This window comes from Kitasatospora sp. NBC_01560, from assembly GCF_045208415.1.
In the GTDB taxonomy this organism is placed as follows: Bacteria; Actinomycetota; Actinomycetes; order Streptomycetales; family Streptomycetaceae; genus Kitasatospora.
In genome coordinates, this window is record NZ_CP109364.1 from 819045 (window position 1) to 837723 (window position 18679).

Annotated in this window: 14 protein-coding genes; 3 read left to right on the plus strand and 11 right to left on the minus strand. The window is 74.3% G+C overall.

Going from position 1 to position 18679, the window contains the following annotated elements:
• Positions 1-145 precede the first annotated feature (145 nt).
• Entirely contained in the window at positions 146-682 is a 537-nt protein-coding gene (locus tag OH807_RS03575) for a DUF2231 domain-containing protein (RefSeq protein ID WP_406193779.1), read from the minus strand.
• 287 nt (positions 683-969) lie between these two features.
• On the opposite strand from OH807_RS03575, the gene OH807_RS03580 reads away from it, so the two are divergent.
• Positions 970-3267, plus strand: coding sequence for an ATP-binding protein (locus OH807_RS03580; RefSeq protein WP_406193781.1), 2298 nt, complete (start codon positions 970-972; stop codon positions 3265-3267).
• Between the two features lie 81 nt (positions 3268-3348).
• Here the strand turns inward: OH807_RS03580 and OH807_RS03585 are convergent, their stop codons facing one another.
• From OH807_RS03585 to OH807_RS03630, 10 genes are all read right to left on the minus strand, one after another.
• Entirely contained in the window at positions 3349-4341 is a 993-nt protein-coding gene (locus OH807_RS03585; protein ID WP_406193783.1) for a helix-turn-helix domain-containing protein, read from the minus strand.
• A 371-nt stretch (positions 4342-4712) separates the two neighbouring features.
• Positions 4713-5702, minus strand: coding sequence for an alpha/beta hydrolase (locus OH807_RS03590; RefSeq protein ID WP_406193785.1), 990 nt, complete (start codon positions 5700-5702; stop codon positions 4713-4715).
• A 245-nt stretch (positions 5703-5947) separates the two neighbouring features.
• On the minus strand, positions 5948-6913 hold the full coding sequence (locus tag OH807_RS03595) for a helix-turn-helix domain-containing protein (protein WP_406193787.1): 966 nt from the start codon (positions 6911-6913) through the stop codon (positions 5948-5950).
• A 202-nt stretch (positions 6914-7115) separates the two neighbouring features.
• A complete protein-coding gene (locus OH807_RS03600; RefSeq protein ID WP_406193789.1) occupies positions 7116-9842 on the minus strand; it encodes a BREX system ATP-binding domain-containing protein in 2727 nt (908 codons plus the stop codon).
• Positions 9843-10164: 322 nt separating this feature from the next.
• On the minus strand, positions 10165-10986 hold the full coding sequence (locus OH807_RS03605; protein ID WP_406193791.1) for an alpha/beta fold hydrolase: 822 nt from the start codon (positions 10984-10986) through the stop codon (positions 10165-10167).
• A gap of 112 nt (positions 10987-11098) precedes the next feature.
• Positions 11099-11602: a DoxX family protein gene (locus OH807_RS03610; RefSeq protein ID WP_406193793.1), complete on the minus strand. Its 504-nt coding sequence runs from the start codon at positions 11600-11602 to the stop codon at positions 11099-11101.
• Positions 11603-11621: 19 nt separating this feature from the next.
• The gene (locus OH807_RS03615; protein WP_406193795.1) at positions 11622-12296 is read right to left on the minus strand and encodes a hydrolase; all 675 of its coding nucleotides are present in this window, start codon (positions 12294-12296) and stop codon (positions 11622-11624) included.
• Between the two features lie 82 nt (positions 12297-12378).
• Complete coding sequence (locus OH807_RS03620) at positions 12379-14277, minus strand: amidohydrolase (RefSeq protein ID WP_406193797.1); 1899 nt, start codon at positions 14275-14277, stop codon at positions 12379-12381.
• Between the two features lie 22 nt (positions 14278-14299).
• On the minus strand, positions 14300-15010 hold the full coding sequence (locus tag OH807_RS03625; RefSeq protein ID WP_406193799.1) for a GPR1/FUN34/YaaH family transporter: 711 nt from the start codon (positions 15008-15010) through the stop codon (positions 14300-14302).
• Between the two features lie 246 nt (positions 15011-15256).
• Complete coding sequence (locus OH807_RS03630; protein WP_406193801.1) at positions 15257-16159, minus strand: ribosome-inactivating family protein; 903 nt, start codon at positions 16157-16159, stop codon at positions 15257-15259.
• Between the two features lie 619 nt (positions 16160-16778).
• On the opposite strand from OH807_RS03630, the gene OH807_RS03635 reads away from it, so the two are divergent.
• Together OH807_RS03635 and OH807_RS03640 are read left to right on the plus strand one after the other, a co-directional pair.
• Entirely contained in the window at positions 16779-16982 is a 204-nt protein-coding gene (locus OH807_RS03635) for a cold-shock protein (RefSeq protein WP_406193803.1), read from the plus strand.
• A 794-nt stretch (positions 16983-17776) separates the two neighbouring features.
• Complete coding sequence (locus tag OH807_RS03640; protein WP_406193805.1) at positions 17777-18619, plus strand: hypothetical protein; 843 nt, start codon at positions 17777-17779, stop codon at positions 18617-18619.
• Positions 18620-18679: the final 60 nt, after the last annotated feature.

Genomic DNA, 18679 nt, shown 5'->3' on the forward strand with positions numbered 1-18679 from the left:
CGGATCGTCAGAATCGAGAAGAATCACCGAAGGTTGGGCCGCCGGAAGGCCGGGCAAAGGGATGCCCAGATTTGGGGATGGAATCGCGTGGGATGGCCGGCTCCCCTGACAACGAATGCAGCGATGTGTTCCGCATATGCCCTGATCAGCCCCGGGGGCGCTCGTTCTCGGTGGTGTTCGCGGTGGTGACGCCCTGCCAGGTGGCCTGCGCCCCCGAGTCGCCGATGCGGTACACCTGGACGACCGCCCCAACGGCCAGGATCACTGCGAGGGCCATGACCGCGGCGCGGCTCCGGCCGGCGGTCCGGCCGGCGGACTGTCCTGCCGCCGCTGACAGCACGGCCGGCGAGCGGTCCGGGCGCCATGCCGCCCAGCCCAGAGCCGCCGCGAGGACGAACAGCCCGACGGCCCACGGCAGGAGGCCGTCGCCCAGCTCGGCGTGCCGTTCCACCAGAGTGCTCTCGCGGACGTGCTCCGCCAACCACTCACCCGCGTTCGTGGTGAGCGGAACAGAGCCGAGCGAGACCAGGGCGAGCAGGGGCAACCCCAGCCCGAAGCGGCGCAGCAGTGGAGGCCGTAGTGCGCAGGCGACCACGGCAAGGGCGGTGAGCGGCACCAGGACGACGACGGCGTGCACGAGGAGAACGTGCACGGGCACGCCGTTGAACGTCGTCAGGTCCACGGTTCGGCTCCTCCGCTGGGTCGGGACACAGGTCATCGTGCCCCTGAAGGACCGCGCGGAACGGGAGGCGCCCCGAGGGGCCGGAGTCCGGCTCGGCCGCGACCCCTCCACCCCTCGCCGGCAGCGTCCGTACACGGCCTCGCGAACCGCCCCCGCTGCCCGGGTGGGACCGGGTCGGCGACACCGGCCCCCGGAACGACGGCCGCCGGCCGCCGGCCGGAAGAGCACGTCTTCCCAGGTCAGAGCCACCAGCCGGTATGATGTTCACTCACCTATCGGGGGGGCAGATGAGCCAGCTGGAGCCGCCGGCCCTGGGGCCGCTGCTACGTGCGCACCGCCACGACGCCGGGTTGACCCTGGAGGAGTTGGCGGAGGAGTCGGGCGTCAGCGCCCGCGCCATCGGCGACATGGAGCGCGGTCACAGCCGCGGCCCCCAGGCCCGCACCGTCGAGGCCCTCGCCGTCGCCCTGGGGCTCACCCGGGCCGCCACCGAGGAGTTGGTGGGCGCGGCCCGCGCGGGCCGGCGGCGCCAGCAGGCAACCGCGGCACCCGGCCTCTGCGACCTGCCGCCTGCGGTACCCGACTTCACCGGCCGCGAGAACGAGACCGCCTGGCTCGGGCGCAGCGTCACCGCCCCGGCCGGTCCACCGGTCTCGATCGTCTCCGGCGCGCCCGGTCTGGGCAAGACCGCCCTGGTGGTGCACGCCGGAACCCAGCTGGCCGGCCGGTTCCCGGACGGGTGCTTCTTCCTCGACCTGCGCGGTCTGGATGCCGAACCCGTCGTGCCGCACGACGCCCTGGCGCGCCTGCTGCGGGCGCTGGGCGTCCGCGAACGCGACCTGCCGGCCGAGACCGACGAGCGCCGCGCGCTCTATCGGCGCCTGATGCGGGGACGGGAGGCCCTCGTCGTCCTCGACAACGCCGCCCACGAGGCCCAGGTGCGCGCCCTGTTGCCCGGACCGGGGTCGAGCAGGATCTGGGTGACCAGCCGCCGCACGCTCGCCGGGATCGAGCACGCGCGACGGCTCGTCCTGGCGCCGCTGCCCGTCGGCGCCGCCACCGCGCTGCTCGGCGCGATCCTCGCGCAGCGCGAGGACGAGGCGGCCGGTCCGGACGGGCCCGGCCCGGCGGTGCTGGCGCGGATCGCCGAGCTGTGCGGGCACCTGCCGCTGGCGCTGCGCATCGCGGGCAACCGGCTGCTGAGCCGGCCTGCCTGGAACGCGCGCGGCCTCGCCGAGCGGCTCGGGGACGAGGACCTGCGCCTCCAGCGCCTGACCGCCGGGGATCTGCGCATTCGCTCGGCCTTCCGGCTCTCCTACGAACAGCTCCCCGAGCCGGTGCGGCGCCTCTTCCGCCGACTGGCGCTCGTCCCGGGGCCGGACTTCGGCCCGGGGGCGGGCGCCGCCCTCACCGGCCTGGGCCCGGACCTCGTCGAGGAGATGCTCGACGAGCTCCTCGACCTGGGCCTGCTCAGCCACACTGCCACCGACCGGCTGCTGTTCCACGACCTCCTGCGGCTCTACGCGCGCGAGCGGTTGCAGGAGGAGGAGACCTCGCAGGAGCGCGCCGCCGCCGAGGCCGCCCTGCACCACTGGCTGCTCGATACGGCGGCGGCCGCCGGCCAGTGGTTCCAACCCGGCCCGTCGCCGTCCGGCGGGGCGGCGACCGGCGGGGCGACCCCGGCCGGCGGGTTCGGCTCGGCGCGGGCCGCGCAGGCCTGGCTGGAGGCCGAGAGCGCCAACTGGCTGGCCGCGCTGCGGGTCGCGGCCGCGGCCGGCCGCCACGCCGAGGTGGTGCGGACGGCGGAGTCCATGCACTGGTTCTCCGACCGGTGGACCAACTGGGGCCACTGGCCGACGGTCTTCGGGCTGTCCCGAACGGCGGCCCACGCGCTGGGCGACGACGTCCTGGCGGCCACCCACGCCAACTACCTGGCCTGGGCGGTGCACTACTGCTCGCACCAGCCCCGCGAGTCGTCGGCGATCGCGGAGCAGGCGGCCGAACTCGCGCGCCGGGGCGGGGATGTCACCCAGGAGGCGTGGGCGCACTTCTACGCGGCGGCCGCCGCCGTCAGGCTGGGCGAGCTGGACGAGGCGGTGCGCCGGGCCCGGCGGGCGGCGGAGCTGTTCGCGACGGCGGGCGACCGCGAGGGGCACCCGCAGGCACTGCTGGCCCTGGCCTCGGCCCAGGCCGGCACGGGCAGCCACGGGGACGCGGTGGCCACCACCGACGTCATCCTCGACCTGCTCGGCGACCCGGCCACCGCACCCGCCGCGCACATCGGCGACTTCACCCGGACAAACGCGCTCGTCCAGAAGGGGCGGGCCCTGCTGGCGCTCGGCCGGCCGCAGGAAGCCGAACACACCTTCAGCGACGCACGCCTGGTGGGCGCGCGGGTCGAGGTGCCGCTGCTCCGGGCCATCGCCGGGCTCGGCCTGGCGCGGTCCCTCGCGGAGCTCGGGGAACGGGAACGCGCCCTCGGGGCCGCGCGGGAGGCCCGGGCGTTCGCCGAGACAGCCAGGGATCCGGCCCGGCTGGCCGAGGCGACCGCCCTGCTGGCCGCGTTGGCGGCCGCCGAGGACTGACCCGCCCGACCCGGCCCGACCGGCACTGACCCGACCCGGGGCCTCCCGGGACGGCGCCGGGCCACTGTGGGTAGCGCCGGGTCAGACCGTCTCGGGCCGGGTCGCCCCGATCGGCCCGGCCGGGCCGGGCACGGTCGGCCAGGTACCCGGCTCCCGGGCACCCGCCTGCCACTCGCGCGGAGTGACCCCGTAGGCGGCCCGGAACACCCGGCTGAAGTGGCTCGTGCTCACGAACCCCCAGCGCCCGGCGACGGCCGCCACCGTGGCCGGCCGGGCCGACGGCCGGCCCAGCTCGCGCCGGCACATCTCCAGGCGCCGGCGCTGGATCCAGCGGCCCACGGTGACACCCTCGTACTGGTAGAGCTTGTGGAGGTAGCGCACCGAGAAGTGATGGGCGGCCGCGATCCCCTCCGGGGTGAGACCGGGGTCGCCGAGGCGCCGCAGGATGTACTCCTTCGTCCTGGCGATCGTGACGCGCACCTCCTCGGGCACCGGCCGGGCCTCCCGCCGGCGGTGTTCGTGGGCGAGGACGGTGAGCAGGTCCATGGCCGTGGTGACGAGCCGGGTGGCCACCTGGGGGTCCAGCGAGACCACCGGCCGGGCGAGCCGCCCCAGATAGGCGGCCACCAGCGCGGCCGTCCCGGTGTCCGTCCCGAAGGCCGTCCCGGACAGCTCCAGCAGATCGTCCTCGGTCGGTCCGGCAGCCTCCCGGAGCCAGTGGAAGGCCGTGCCGGAGAAGTCCTCCGACACCTCCAGGACGACCGGACGACCGGCCCGGGCGACGGCGAACGCGCCCGGTCGCAGCGGCAGCCGGCTGCCGTCCAGGAGCAGGGCAGCCGTGCCGTGGTGGGGCAGCACCACGGTGACGTGCTCCTCCCGACCGCACAGCACGACGTTGCGACCGTGCGCGGCCGGCCACGGTCCGGCCACGATCGAGGAGATCCGCAGTGGGCCGAGCCGGTGGCCGGCGATGCTCGCGGCGTAGGGGACGCCCCGGGGCGGTGCCGGCTGCTGCGCGGCGCTCGGGGCGGGCACCGCGCCGGGTGACGGCGGGGCGAGGGTGAGGACAGGCATCGGTACTCCTGCGGCGGCCGCCGGGCGGTGTCCGGGAGGGCCGCGTTCTGACGCGGGGTGAGGGTCGGGCGCGGGGCAGCGCCGACCGGGTGCCCGGGCCGTCGCCCCGGCCTGCCGGTGAGCCGCTGCGGCCCGCCCCCTCATCCCACCGTGCCGGGCGGCGCGTGGCCAGGAAGAACAACAGGAGGAACTTCGCCTCCCCCGTTGCTGCGCGGCGCGCCGGCCCTACGACTGTCGGGCGAGGAAGCCGGCCGGTTCGGTGTCGACCTCGTCGGCGTGCGCGAAGGTCGGGCCGTACGGCGCACCCGGGAGGATGCGCGGGCCCGCCGACCCCCGGGTGACCGCGACCGGCCGGCGAGCGGCGGCGCCCGCTACCAGGGGTGGCGGTGCAGGGCGAGGTGCAGGGTGTCCACGGCCTGGATGAGAGCGGCGCGGGCCGAGGCCGTGCGGTAGTGGGAGTCGAGCAGCACGAAGCCGTGCACGACGCCCTGGTAGCGGGTGGCCACGACCGGCACTCCGGCCCTCCGCAGCCGGGCTGCGTAGGCCTCGCCCTCGTCCCGCAGCACGTCCGCCTCCGCGGTGATCACCAAGGTCGCCGGCAGGCCGGCGAGTTCGTCCAGGCCGGCGCGCAGCGGGGCTGCGGTGGCCTGCGTGCGGTCGGCCGGGTCGGGCAGGTAGGCGTCCCAGTAGCGGCGCATGTCCGCCCGGTGGAGGAAGTACCCCTCGGCGAAGTCGCGGTAGGACGTGGTGTCGAAGTCCGCGTCAGTGACCGGGCAGAGCAGTACCTGGTGGAGCAACCGGGCACCGCCGCGCCGGCGCAGGAGCAGGGTCAGGGCCGCGACCAGGTTGGCGCCGGCAGAGTCGCCGGCGGCGGCGATCCGGCTCCCGTCGAGCCCGATCTCGTCCCCGTGCGCGGCGATCCAGCAGGCCACGGCGTAGCACTGCTCGACGGGGACCGGGAACCGCTCGGCGGGCGGCCGTCCGTAGTCGACGAAGACCACGGCGGCATCGGCGCCCACGGCGAACTCACGCAGCAGATGGCGGTAGCTGCCGGCGTCGCCCAGCGCCCAGCCGAGGCCGTGCAGGAAGAGGACGACCGGCGCCGGCCGGGCCGCGTCGACCGGTCTGATCACCTGGATCCGGACGTGACCGACCGGTGTCGGCAACGCCAGCCAGGTGGCGACCGTGTCCTGGTGACCGTCCGACGGGTGCGGTCCGGCCAGGAAGGAGAGATCCAGGGGCGCGGCCGCGGCGCTCCCGCCCGCCCCTGCGTCGGGCCGGCGGACACGAGTGGCCAGGAACTCCCGGAGGCCGCCGTCCAGGACCGGACCCCGGCCGTCGGAGGTGGTGCTGTCGGACACGGGTGCGCTCCTGGCGTAGTGGCCGGTCGGGCCGGAGTCCGCTCGTCTCCCGTGCCGGCCACCGCGGCGGTTCCGGGCACGGAGGCGAGCCGGGGGTACTGCCACCGTGCCCGGCGGCCGTGCCGGCCCGGGGCCGAAGCGCCCGGGCCGGCACCTCGCCACGCTAGGCAGCGGCCGCTGCGGAACAGTGCCGAGAGGGAACCGGAATCCGCCCCACCGTGCACGGCCGTCCCGGCCCGCCGCCGTCAGGCCCCTTCGGCGCGCCGTGCCCGCCACTCGCGCGGGGACGTGCCGTACGCGGCCCGGAAGGCCCGGCTGAAGTGCGCGGGGTTGACGAACCCCCAGCGCTGGGCGACCGCCGAGACCGTCGGCGCGCTGCGGCCGCGCCGACCGAGCTCCCGGGCGCACTCCTCCAGCCGGCGACGCTGGATCAACCGGCTCACCGTCACCCCTTCGCCCTCGAAGAGCCGGTGCAGGTACCGCACCGAGATCCGGTGGGCGTCGGCGATGCTCTGCGGGGTCAGCCCGGGTTCGCCGAGCTGGCGGTCGATGTGGGTACGGACCGCCCGGACGAGGTGGGCGTTCGCGTCGTCGGGGGCGACGGCCGGCCGGCCGGCGAGTTCGGCGACGAGGGTGACGATGAGGTCGGCGACGCTGCCGGCCAGCAGGTCACCGACGGCCGCCGGGTAGCCGGGCGCGGCGTCGGCGAGGGTGTCGAGGAACGGGAGCAACACGGCCCCGAGGCTCTCCCGCGAGGTGACGGCGCGCCCGGTCACCCGACGGATCTCGGCCTCCGGCACACCGAGCAGCCGGTGCGGCAGGTGGAACACGTGGGAGCGGAAGCGCTGCGGGTAGTCCAGGGAGTAGGGCCGCGCGGTGTCGTACAGCACGAGGTCGCCGGCCGCCACCTCGGCCCTGCGGCCGTCCTGGGCCAGCACGGCACGGCCGGACACCTGGACGCCCACGGCCACCTGGGCCTCCGCCCCGGCCGAGCGCGCGATCAGGCCCGGCGTCCGGGAAAGCCGCGTCGCGTCCGCCTCCAGTGTGGAGACCCGCAGGCAGCCCAGCCGGTGCGAGTCCAGCCGGCCGTCGAACGGGCCGTCGGCGAGCGGCACCACCTCCACCGGCGCCAGGGCGTACGACACCGCCCGACCCCAGTGCACCGCCTTCTCCCCGACCGGCACCGAAGCTGTCGTGACCTGCAGGTTCACCGGGCAGCCCCCTTTCTCTCGGCATGCGCGGCCGAAGCCCCGCACGACCAGCCTGCTCCGGGGAGCGCAGGGTCGCCTAGGTCATCTGACTGTCGCTCCGCCGGGCGCGGGCGGCCGTGCGCCGAGAGTCACGGCGGAGTGCACGGCGAGCACAGTGGGCGGGACGGGCCGCGAAAGCGGGCGGGTGCCCGGCCCCGCAGCCTCAGTGGCCCTCCAGGGCGCGGGTGAGTGCCGCCCGCGAGGCGATGCCGAGCTTGGGGAAGACCTTGTACAGGTGCGCCGCGACGGTGCGGTGCGAGAGCCCGAGCCGGTGGCCGATCTCCTTGTTGCTCAGGCCGGACGCGGCGAGCCGGGCGATGCGCAACTCCTGACCGGTCAACGCCTCGGGCACCCGGTGCGGCTCCGGGGCGAGCGGGCCGCCGGCGGCGCGCAGCTCCTCCTCGCAGCGCAGGGCCCACGGCTCGGACTGGAGCCCCCGGAAGGCCCGGTGCGCCGCGCGGAGCACCTCGCGGGCCTCGGCCCGGTGGCGGCGGCGCAACCACGAGCCGTGGGCCAGCCGCAGCCGGGCCAGTTCGAAGACCCACTGCTCGGCACCCGGTGTCCGGTACGCGGCGCGGTAGGCGTCGTCGGCCGCGTCGTCCTCGGCCGCCAGGGCGGCCGCGGCGGCGAACAGGAAGGCGTGGTGGTCGGAGATCTCTCCAGGTCGCTCGGCCGACCCGGCGGCGACGAGGGCGCGGACCTCACCGCGCCGGCCGGTGTGCGCGGCGGCCTCGGCCAGGTCGAAGGCCAGCTGGTGGAACCAGGGCTGACCCCGGCGGGGCAGTCGCCCGGCCGGAGTCAGCCCGGTGAAGTGTGTGTACGCCTCCTCGTACCGCCCGTGCGCTAGCGCGGCCAGGCCCTCCAGATGGGTCAGCCGGTCCAGCACGAACCGCATCCCGGCGCGGGCCGCCAGCGGCCGGATCAGCCCTGTCGTCGCCGCCAGCCCCGACTCGTCGCCCCGGCCGGCGAGAAAGTGTGCGTGGTAGTGACGGAACATCAGAGCGTTGCAGTGGTAGCCGAGTTCCTCCGCCGCCTCGGCCTCGCGCAGGCAGACGGCCGCGCGGTCCCAGCGGCCGCGCAGGAAGTCCTGGTAGCACTTGGCCTTCGCGACCGAGCCCTGGGTGGCGTAGCCGTGCAGGCCGGTGAAGCGCCGCCAGAGGTCTCCGTCGGCCACGTCGACCGCCGAGGCGGTCCAGAGCAGCAGCCAGGCCGCGCCCGCCTCCTGCTCCTCGCTCATCCGGTCGACCACCACGCTCAGCTCCCGGGCCACCCCGCGGGCGGTACGGGCCGGGTCGAGCCAGGCCCGGTGGCAGAGCCGGGCGGGCTCCGAGGCACGATCGCGGTGGCGGTCCAGCGCCTGCCAGGCCCTCGGGTCGTCGGTGTAGGTCGCGGTGAGCAGCAGTTTGAAGAAGACCTGCTCGGCCAGCCCGTCGAACTGCTCGGCGCCGGGGGCGGTCAGCGCGTCCAGGGCCGCGGGCAGCAGCGCGGCGGCCGACTCGAAGTCGATCCGGTGGCTCTGGTCGACGTACACCACCGCGTAGGCGAACAGCGGGGCGATGTCCGGCGGGACCGGCCGGCTCCTCAGCTCCTCCACCACGGCCGCGGTGTGCCGCAGTTGCCCGCCGCGGGCCGCCATCACGGCCGCCCAGGTGAGCCGTCGGGCGCGCTCGTCGGCGTCGGCGCTGAGCGCGGCGGCGCGGTCCAGCAGCAGTGCCCCTTCCGCGTCGCCGCCCCGGCGGGCCAGCCGGCTGCCGGCCTCCTGGAGGCGCCTGGCCAGGTCCTCGTCCGGGAACAACGCCGCCGACGCCTCGTGGACCAGTCGCTGCGGGTCTTCCGGCGCCAGGCAGCCCGCGAGCGTGCGGTGGGCCTCGCGCCGGGCGGCCGGCGAGGCCGCCGAGATCACCGCCGTGCGCACCAGCGGGTGACGGAAGACCAGCCGCCCGGCCCCATCCAGCCGGGCCAGGCCGCCGGCCTCGATCTGCTCCAGGGCATCCGTGGCGTCCTCGCCGGCGACGGCCCGCAGCCAGACCCCGCCCGAGGAGTCCGGCCCGGCGGCCAGGGCCGCCAGCAGGAGCAGGCGCCCGGCTGCCGGGGTCACCGCGGCGAGCCGCCCGGCGAACATCCGCTCCAACTGGCGCCCCAGCGGCAGGCTGTCCGGCAGCGGGACGACGCCCCGCTGCTGCTCCGCGGCCAGCTGGCGCGGCAGCTCGATCAGCGCGAGCGGGTTGCCGGCCGCCTCCCGCAGGACCCGCCGGACGGTGGTCGCCGCCAGCTGCGGGTAGCTCCGGTGCAGCAGCAGGGCGGCGTCCGGCTCGGAGAGCGCCCGTACCTCGATGGGCTCGGCCGACCACGACTGCGCCACCGGACCACCCGGCCGGCTCGCTCCGACGATCACCAGCGGCAGCTCGGCGCAGCGCCGGCGCACGAACGCGAACACCGTGGCACTGGAGGAGTCGATCCAGTGCAGGTCGTCCAGCAGCAGCAGGAGCGGCCCGTCCAGTGACGCCTCGGCCAGCAGGGCCAGGGCAGCGGCGCCGACGGCGAACCCGCTCGGCGCCGCGCCGGCCTGGATGCCCAGGGCGCTTTCGAGTGCCTCCCGCTGATGGGCCGACAGCGTGCGGGAGTCGCAGTCGCTCAGCAGGGCCCAGAGTGCCTGGTGCAGCGCCCCGAAGGCGAGGTCGGTCTCCGCTTCGGTGCCGACCGCCCGCAGGACGGTGAACCCGCGCTCACGCGCCTCGCGGGCCGTCCGCTCCAGCAGCGTGCTCTTGCCGACGCCGGGCTCGCCCCGCACCAGCACGGCCGAACCGCCCTCGCCATCGGCCGCCCGGGCGAGTGCCGCGTCCAGCAGGTCCGTCTCCCGCCGGCGACCGATCAGGAGCGGGTCGCACAACTCCCACACCGTCGCTCCCCCCGGGCCGGCGACCTCCCGGAGGGGGTCCGCAGATCGTTCTGCCCGCGCTGGCGCGCGGCAGCCGGCGGGCCGGGGTCGCCCGACGGCGACCCGTCGCCGGGCAGGGTCAAGGCTAACCGCCCGTCAGCCGTGCGCGTGCCGGGCCGGGAACACCCACGGGCCCCTCGGCTGCGCGTCGGCGCAGGTGAGGGGCCCGTGGGGCGTGCGGTGCCGCGGTGGTGCGTGGCCGATGCACCCGGTGGAACCGGCAGGATCGGAGCGGCCGGAGCGGGTCAGGCGCGGCCGGAGCGGCCGGAGCGGGTCAGGCGCCGACGAACTCCAGCAGATCCTTGGTGAACGCGGCCTCGTAGGCGCCGACCAGGCCGTGCGGGGCGCCCGGGTAGACCTTGAGGACGCCCTGGGAGAGCAGCTTCACGGCCTTCTCCGCGGAAGCGGCGATCGGGACGATCTGGTCGTCGTCACCGTGGGCGACCAGGACCGGGATGTCGATCTTCTGGAGGTCCTCGGTGAAGTCGGTCTCCGAGAACGCCTCGACGCAGTCGAGGGCCCCCTTGATGCCGGCCTGCATGCCCTGGAGCCAGAACTCGCGGCGCTTGCCCTCGGAGACCTCGGCGCCGGGCCGGTTGAAGCCGAAGAAGGCCTCGCTGAGGTCGTAGTAGAACTGCGACCGGTCGGCGGCGACGCCGGCCCGGATGCCGTCGAAGGCCTCGATCGGGGTGCCCTCGGGGTTCGCTCCGGTCCGCAGCATCAGCGGCGGCACGGCGCCCAGCAGTACGGCCTTGCGCACCCGGTCGCTGCCGTGGCGGCCGAGGTAGCGGGCCACCTCGCCGCCACCGGTCGAGTGGCCGACCAGGACGGCGTCCGTGAGGTCGAGCTGCTCCAGCAGTTCGGCCAGGTCGTCCGCGTACTGGTCCATGTGGTTGCCGGCCCAGGTCTGCTCGGAGCGGCCGTGCCCGCGCCGGTCGTGGGCGATGACCCGGTAGCCGGCCTCGGCGACGGCGACGGCGAGGCTGTCCCACGCGTCGGCGTTCAGCGGCCAACCGTGCGAGAGGACGACCGGACGACCGGTGCCCCAGTCCTTGAAGAACTTCTGCGAACCGTCGGAGAGCGTGATGAAGGGCATGGTGTGCCTTTCGGTGTCGGTGGTACGGCCGGGCCGGTGGGCCGGGCCGATGGAGGCGGTCCCGCCGCGTGTGGCGGGCGGGCCGCTGAAGGGAGAAGGGGCGGAACCGGCCTCAGGGGCGGGCGGTCACCGGCTCGGGGCGGTGCAGCAGGACGCGGACGGCGAGTCCGGTGCCGACGCCGCCCAGCAGGGTGACCGCGACCCACCAGGCGGCCCACGGCGCCAGGCCCAGGGCCTGGTCGACGGAGTAGCGGCCGGGCCCGGTGAGTGCGAGCACGGTGGCGACGACGATCAGCACCAGCGGGTACTCGTAGCCGTCCTTCTGCACCCAGAGGCCGTGCGGCCACTTCACGGTCAGGGCGACGGTCATCACCCCGGCCGCGCCGGCCGCCGCGAGCGGGGTCAGCGCACCGGCGGCGAGCAGCAGACCCGAGCCGATCTGGCCGGCTCCGGCCGCGAGGGCGGTGAGCGTCCCACCGCGGAAGCCGTCGCGCCGGAACTCCTCCGTGCCGCCGGCCAGGCCGCTGCCGTCGAGCCGGAAGCTGACCTTCTGGATGCCGTGGCCGGCGATCAGCAGCCCGGCCACCAGGCGGAGAATGAGCAGACCGGTGTCCATGGTCTCGTTCCGTTCCCGCTCAGCCCGCGGCGTGCGGGTCGATCATGGACTGCGCGTAGACCACGCCCATCCCGTACGCGCCGCCGTGCTCCTTCACCACGTCCAGGGTGTCCGCGTAGGTCTCGGTGCGGGCCCAGTCGCGCTGGAGCTCCAGCAGCACCTGGAGCCAGGTGACCGGCACCGCGCCGGCCGCGGTCATCCGCTGGAGGGCGTGCTCGTGCGCGGCCGGCGTGACACCGGCGGAGGCGTCGGCGACCACGTAGACCTGGTAGCCCTGGGCAAGGGCGGACAGCGCCGGCAGGACCAGGCAGACCTCGGTCCAGAGGCCGGAGAGCACGATCTTGCGGCGGCCGGTGGCCTTGACGGCGTCGACCAGCGCGGCGTCCTCCCAGGCGTTCATCGAGGTGCGGTCCACGACCTCGTGCTTCGGGAAGACCGCGCGCAGCTGCGGCAGTATCGGGCCGGAGAAGGACTCGGCCGCGACGGTGGAGAGCACCACCGGCACGTCGAAGACCCGGGCGGCCTTGGCCAGGCCCACGGTCGCGTTGATGACCCCGGCCCGGTCGGCGCTCGCCGCGCCGAAGAACATCTGCGGTTGGTGGTCGACGAACAGCATCATCGCGTTGTCGGGCGAGATGAGGTCCGGGCTGGGCCGGGCCGAGACGTCGGCGAGGTCGAAGGCGAGGTCGGTCACGGTCAACTCCTTGAGAGGGGAAAGTCGGTATCGGATGGTCGGGTTCGGACGGTCGGACAGGTGGTGTCGGACGGACGGCGGATCAGCCCCCGTAGCAGGGGTCGACGAAGCCGGCCGGGCCGGCGGGTTCGAGGCCGCGGGCGAGCCGCCACCGGTACTGCTCCTCGGCGCCGGCCGCCACTTCGGCCAGGCGGTCGGCCTGCCGGGCACCGGAGGCCGAGGGCGGCGGGGAGGCCTGGTAGCCGCCGAAGCGGGCGACCGGGCTCCAGGCGGGGCTGATCGGCGGCGCCGCCTCGTCCAGGCCCTCGTACTCGGCCACCGCGTGGACGAGCCGGCCGCCCACCACGGTCAGCACGGCCTCGATGTGCGGGATGTCCTCGGAGGGGACGGTGAAGTAGTCGTGGGAGAGCACCGCGAAGTCCGCGAGGAAGCCCTCCTTCAGCAGCCCCTTCACCTCCTCCTCGCCGGTGATCCGGGCGCCGCCGCGGGTGTACAGCTCCAGCGCGCCCTCCCGGGAGAGCAGCCGCTGCGGCGGGTAGAGCGCGCGACCGCCGACGGTCCGCCCGGTCACCAGCCAGTGCAGGGCCACCCAGGGGTTGTAGGAGGAGACCCGGGTGGCGTCCGTGCCGGCCGCGACCGGTAGGCCGAGCGCCAGCATCTCGGTCACCGGAGGGGTCCGGGCGGCGGCCTCGGCACCGTAGCGGTCGACGAACGCCGAGCCCTGGAAGGACATCCGGTTCTGCACGCCGATCGCACCGCCGAGTGCGGCGATCCGCTCCAGGCTGTGCGGGGAGACGGTCTCGGCGTGGTCGAAGAGCCAGCGGTTGCCGGCCGGGAAGAGCCCGTCCGCGGCGAGCTTCTCGAAGACCGCGAGGTCGCGCCGGATGGTCTCGTCGTACGTCGCGTGCAGCCGGAAGCCCCAGCCGTGCTCCATCAGCAGCCGCACGGCCTGCTCGAACCGGCCCTCGTAGCCGGCCTCCAGCTCGGGCCGGGGCTCGCTGAAGTTCTCGAAGTCGGCGGCGGCCCAGGTGAGGTTCTCCCCCGCACCGTTCAGCCGCAGCCACTCGTCGCCCTCGTCGGGGCGGACCGTCTCGACCCAGCGGCGCAGGTCGTCGAGCTCCTGTCCGGCCGTCTGCGGGAACAGGTGATAGGCGATGCGCAGCGTGAGCCGCCCTTCGCGGGCCAGCTCGATGACGGTGGCGTAGTTGTCGGGGAAGTTCTGGAAGCCTCCGGCCGCGTCCACCGCCGAGGTGAGGCCGAAGCGGTTCAGCTCGCGCAGGAAGTGCCGGGTGGAGGTCTTGCGGTCCGCCTCGTCCAGCGCGGGCGCCTTCGCCAGGGTCGCGTACAGCACGAGCGCGCCGGGGGCGGCCAGCAGGACGCCGTTGGGTTCGCCGTCGCGGCCCCGGACGATCTGCCCGCCGCGCGGATCAGGGGTGTCGCGGGTGAATCCGGCCGCGCGCACGGCGGCCCGGTTCAGGATCGCCGACTGGTAGAGGTGCAGGACGAAGACCGGGGTGTCCGGCGCGGCGGCGTTGAGCTCCGCCGGGGTGGGCAGTCGGCGTTCGGCGAACTGCTCGGCCGTCCACCCGCCGACCACCCGGATCCACTGGCCCTTCGGGGTACGGGTGGCCTGCTCGCGGAGCATGGCGAGACCTTGGCGCAGCGAGCGCACGCCGTCCCAGCGCAGTTCCAGCACGTAGTTCAACCCGCCGCGGATGACGTGCAGGTGGGAGTCGTTGAGCCCGGGCACGACCCGCCGGCCCAGGCCGTCGACCACCCGGGTGTCCGGCCCGATGTGGGCCGCGACGGCACGCTCGTCCCCGAGGGCGAGGACGCGGCCGTCGCGGACGGCGAGCGCGGTGGCCTCGGGCCGGGCCCGGTCACCGGTGTGGATCTTCGCGTTGCGCAGGACGAGGTCGGCGGGGTGCTGGGGCGGACCGGCAGCGGGCACAGTGCCGCCGACGGACATGGAGTCGGCCATGGTCGTCGCTTTCAGGAGGAGTTCAGAGGGTGCGGCGTACGCCGGCCTGGCGTTCGAGGTCGCGGAGCTGGACCGTCAGATCGCCCTCCACCGCGTGGTGGGCGGGGCCACTGCGGCCGATCGGCAGGACCTCTTCGCCCCGCATGTCCTCCAGCATCAGCGCGAACGCCGTGTAGAGGGCCACCGCCGCGAGTAGCAGCCCGAGAGCGCCGGAGAGGGTGCCCAGCCGGGCGACGCCGGTCAGGTTGGACAGCGCGGCCACCGCGAACCGGGGCACCGCAGTGCACAGCACCAGCCAGAGCGCCCGCTTGCGGCCCGCGACCGCCGCCATCATCAGGGCGAACAGCGCGAAGGTCGCGTTCAGCACGCCCAGCACGCCGGTACCACCGACCGGATCCACCACCAGGACGAGCGAACTCGCGAGCCAGAGACCGGAGAAGCAAGCCATCAGGGTGGCCGCCAGGGCGTCCCGGGCACCGAGGGCGAACACCGCCACCACCAGTTGCAGGACGAACGCCGGCAGGATCGCCAGGCCCACCGCCCGCCGCGCGCCGTCCTCGAAGACGCCGAGCTGAAAGCAGCCGACCATCACCGAGGCGATCCCGACCGTGTAGAACCCGAGCGGCATCGGCGACGCGATCGGCCGCAGGTTGATCCGGGTCATGCGGCGCAGGTCGGGCTCGAAGCGCCGACCGTCCGGCGCTCCGGCCGGGGAAGTCTCACTGATCGTCATGGTCCCTGTTCCGATGGGTGGAGGAGACGTGCGGTCCGGAACGCCCCGGTCCGGTCCCCCTGGGCACCGGGAGGTCGTCGCCGGGGCGTCCCGGAGTGGCTGCGGACGAGGCTGACGGTAGCCAGTCGGCCGGGGCCCGGGTGCTCCCCGGCCGCACTGGGCTTGCCCACGGGTGCACCGGGCCCGCGGAGCTCGGCCGGGCCTGCCGGGCCGCGGCCCAGGAGGGAAGACCGTGGCATCCGACGGTCAGCGGGGCACCTTGGCGTGGAGCTCCATGTAGCCGACGTAGGCGAGGAAGGCCGCCAGCGTCTGGAACGTCCGCCCGCTGATGCTGAACGTCGGCGTCTGACCGCCCAGCCGCCGGTACACGAACGTGGAAGCGTCGTCCCAGTGCTGCTGGAGGTCGACGTTCTCCGACCCCATGGCGTTCGAGGTGTAGTTGCGGATGTTGCCCCGGATGTTGTCGAAGATGCGACCGAAGCGGGCGGCCTCGGAGGTCGCCTGGATGATCGTCACCATCTCGCGGGCGAAGGCGTTCGGGTCGCGCTGGATGCGGGTGGCCGCGGTCGCGATGCTGGTGAGGGCATTGGTGAGGTTGGCGTAGCCGATGGCCCGCCCGGCGCGCTCGCCCGAGCCACCGCCGGGCAGCCGGGAGTAGTTCCCGTCCCAGGGCAGACGCTGGAAGTTGACGCTGTGGGTGGCCTGCTGGAACTCGGTGGGCCAGACGTCCGGGAAACCGTAGTGGGTGCCCGGGTGGTTGTCGTACGCGGGCTGGTAGAAGCCGGCGAAGTAGAGGTTGTCCGCCCACCAGTAGAGCGATCCGCGGTACTGCCCGTGGGTGAGGATGCGGGCTTCGATCAGGCGGGTCGGCAGCAGCGTCGTCTCGTCGAGCTGGGAGGCGACCTCGGGGTGGTTCGGGATGTCGTGGCCGCTGATCCGGTGGAGCTGGTCGATGGCGTACCAGTAGTTCGAGTGCGCCGCGTCGCCGCCCCATTCGAGGTCGCCGATGTCCCAGTCGAACTTGGTGATCGTGTCGCTCGGATCGGCGTGCGCCGCCGGCGCCGACGCGGTCTGCAACAGCCCGAGCGCGAGACCGAGCGCGAGAAGGACGCCGACGAGCCGTCGGCCCGCTGTGCTGTGGATTTGCACGAGTTGACTCCTGCGAGAGCTGATCGGGAACACGACCAACCCTTCCAGCGGACCGAACGCCGACTTCGCCCCCAGCGCACAACCACCGTCCTCCCTGCGCACAAGTGCCGAACGACCGGGCGCAGAGCACCGGGCCCCTCGACGCCGACCACCACGGCACCGGAACGCGGAGGTCGGGCATCGGCCGTCGACGGCAGGCATCTGTTCGAGCCGGTCTGCGACGTGCGAACCTCGCCGCCCGCCGGCACGACCAAGGGCAGCCCCGCAGCACGGCCCTGCACCGGCGGAATGACTGTCAGTCAATTTTGTTATGGAGGAACTGACTTGATCGGTCGAATCGGGCCTTCGGGGCTGGGCCTGGAGCCGCCGTACCGAGGCGTGCTTGCCGCGGGCGGGCGGGCACATCACGGTCGGGGACGGCTCCGGCTCTCTCGTCACCGTGCGGAGTCTGCTACAGTCTTTTGAGTTGCAGTTGTGGTCCCATGAACCTTGTGTGCGCCTGCTGATGTTTCGCAGGCGCCTTTTTGTTTCCCGGCTCTTCCCCGGGTGGGTGCTCATCGCGGCGACTCGGAGCGGGCACTGTGCACGCTTCGGACGGCCCCTTGAAGGAGATTTCTTTATGGCTCATGGCACTGTGAAGTGGTTCAACGCGGAAAAGGGCTTCGGCTTCATCGAGCAGGACGGTGGCGGTCCTGACGTGTTCGCCCACTACTCGAACATCAACGCCAACGGCTTCCGTGAGCTGCTTGAGGGCCAGAAGGTCGAGTTCGACGTCACGCAGGGCCAGAAGGGCCCGCAGGCCGAGAACATTCGTCCGCTGTAGTTTTTCTGCCACGGCACCCGCCTGGCAGCGAGGGGCCCGCACCGCGTACTTCATGTCCGGTGCGGGCCCCCTCGCTCGGCAGCGCGTCATGACACACCCGGCCGTTGAGGCCCCCTCGCCTCCAGCCCGGCGCACAGCGCGCAGTGCCCGTCCGCATCCGCCGCAATCCGGATCGTGCCGCGGTCCGAGCCGCTCCGCTCACATGGGGCGTCGTACGGCGCCGATCACGCGCGCCGTACACGGCAGGCATCTTCCGGTCGCCCGCACTTCACACTCCTGGCCCGCACCTGCACCTCCCGCCGCCTGTGGCGCGGAGTGTTCTGATGGCGTGCCGCCCGAGAAGGGTCCCTCGCATCCCCGTTCCCGACCGTACATCGCGCCGCCTCGCCGTCTCACGGCCGCTCGTCGCCAGCGCCCGGTACCAGCCCCGCGCCGATCACCTCCTGCCCCCCGCTCATCGGACGCTCCCTCAGTCACCCTCCGCACGGGGCACGTTCACGCAGCACGCGACAGAAACACTCACCCGCCGCGGGTACGCGTTCCGGCTGCAGTTCGCCCGGATGGTGAGCGGCATGTCGACGGGCCACCAGGTCCACGCCCCGAGCCTGGAGAAGACCGCTCCGCTGATGCCGGCACCGGGAATGGCTCTGCTCTGACGTCCAGGTGCGCCGGCTCTCCTCCTCGTCCCGGAGGCGGGCGCCTGCCGCCCGCCCGCGGCCGACGGATGCCGCCCCTCCCGCGCCCCACTGGCGCCTGAGCCCCCGGCGTGGCCGGCCGGGCCACCGCTGCCGCTCATGCCCGCCACCCAGTCCGACCGACCCGAACAGGGGAAGTTCCTGATGCCGTTCGAGATCACGCACGCCACCGTTCCGGCGCCCGGCGGTGTCAGCGAGGCAGCCGTCGTCACCGGGCCCGCGTTCGCCCTCGTCCTGGACGGCGCCACCGCCACAGGAGCCACGACGGGCTGCGCCCACGACGTCGCCTGGTACGTGAGGCAGTTGGCGGGCCTCCTGTGCGCGCGGCTGCTCACCGACGGATCGCCCGGCCTGCGGGAGATCCTGCGCACCGCCCTGGCCGCGTTGGTCGAAAAGCACGGCCGGACCTGTGACATGACGAACGCGGACAGTCCCTCCTCGACCGTCGCGGTGGTCCGCGAGCGGGACGGCGCGCTGGACATCCTCGTGCTCGGTCACTCGCCCGTCGCACTGCAGCGGACCAACGGAGCAGTCGAGGTGATCGTCGACGACCGGGCGGCGTACCTCGACTCGTACGCGCCGGAAGCCGTGAGCGGCTACCGCAACAACCCCGCAGGCGGCTTCTGGGTGGCGGGTGCGAAGCCCGAGGCCGCGGACCACGCGCTGACGGCCAGCATCCCGTTGTCCCAGATAGAGCAGTTCGCCGTACTGTCCGAGGGCGCCGCCCACCTGCCGGAACGCCACGGCTGGAGTTGGCCGCACTTCATGGCCGAGCTCTCCGAAGCCGGGCCCGGCCGGATCATCACCGCGACACGTGAAGCCGAGGCGGATACCGCGCCCGGGGCCTTCCGGGGCAGGGCCAACGACACCGCTGCCGCCGTTCTGTGCCGACCGTCCGAGCCGGCGCAGAGGACAGGTAGAACCCTCCCGAGCACTTCCTGACATGTCTTTGGCGGCCTTCACCCGGACGCAGGCCGCTGGACCTGTCCCGTTCCGCCGACG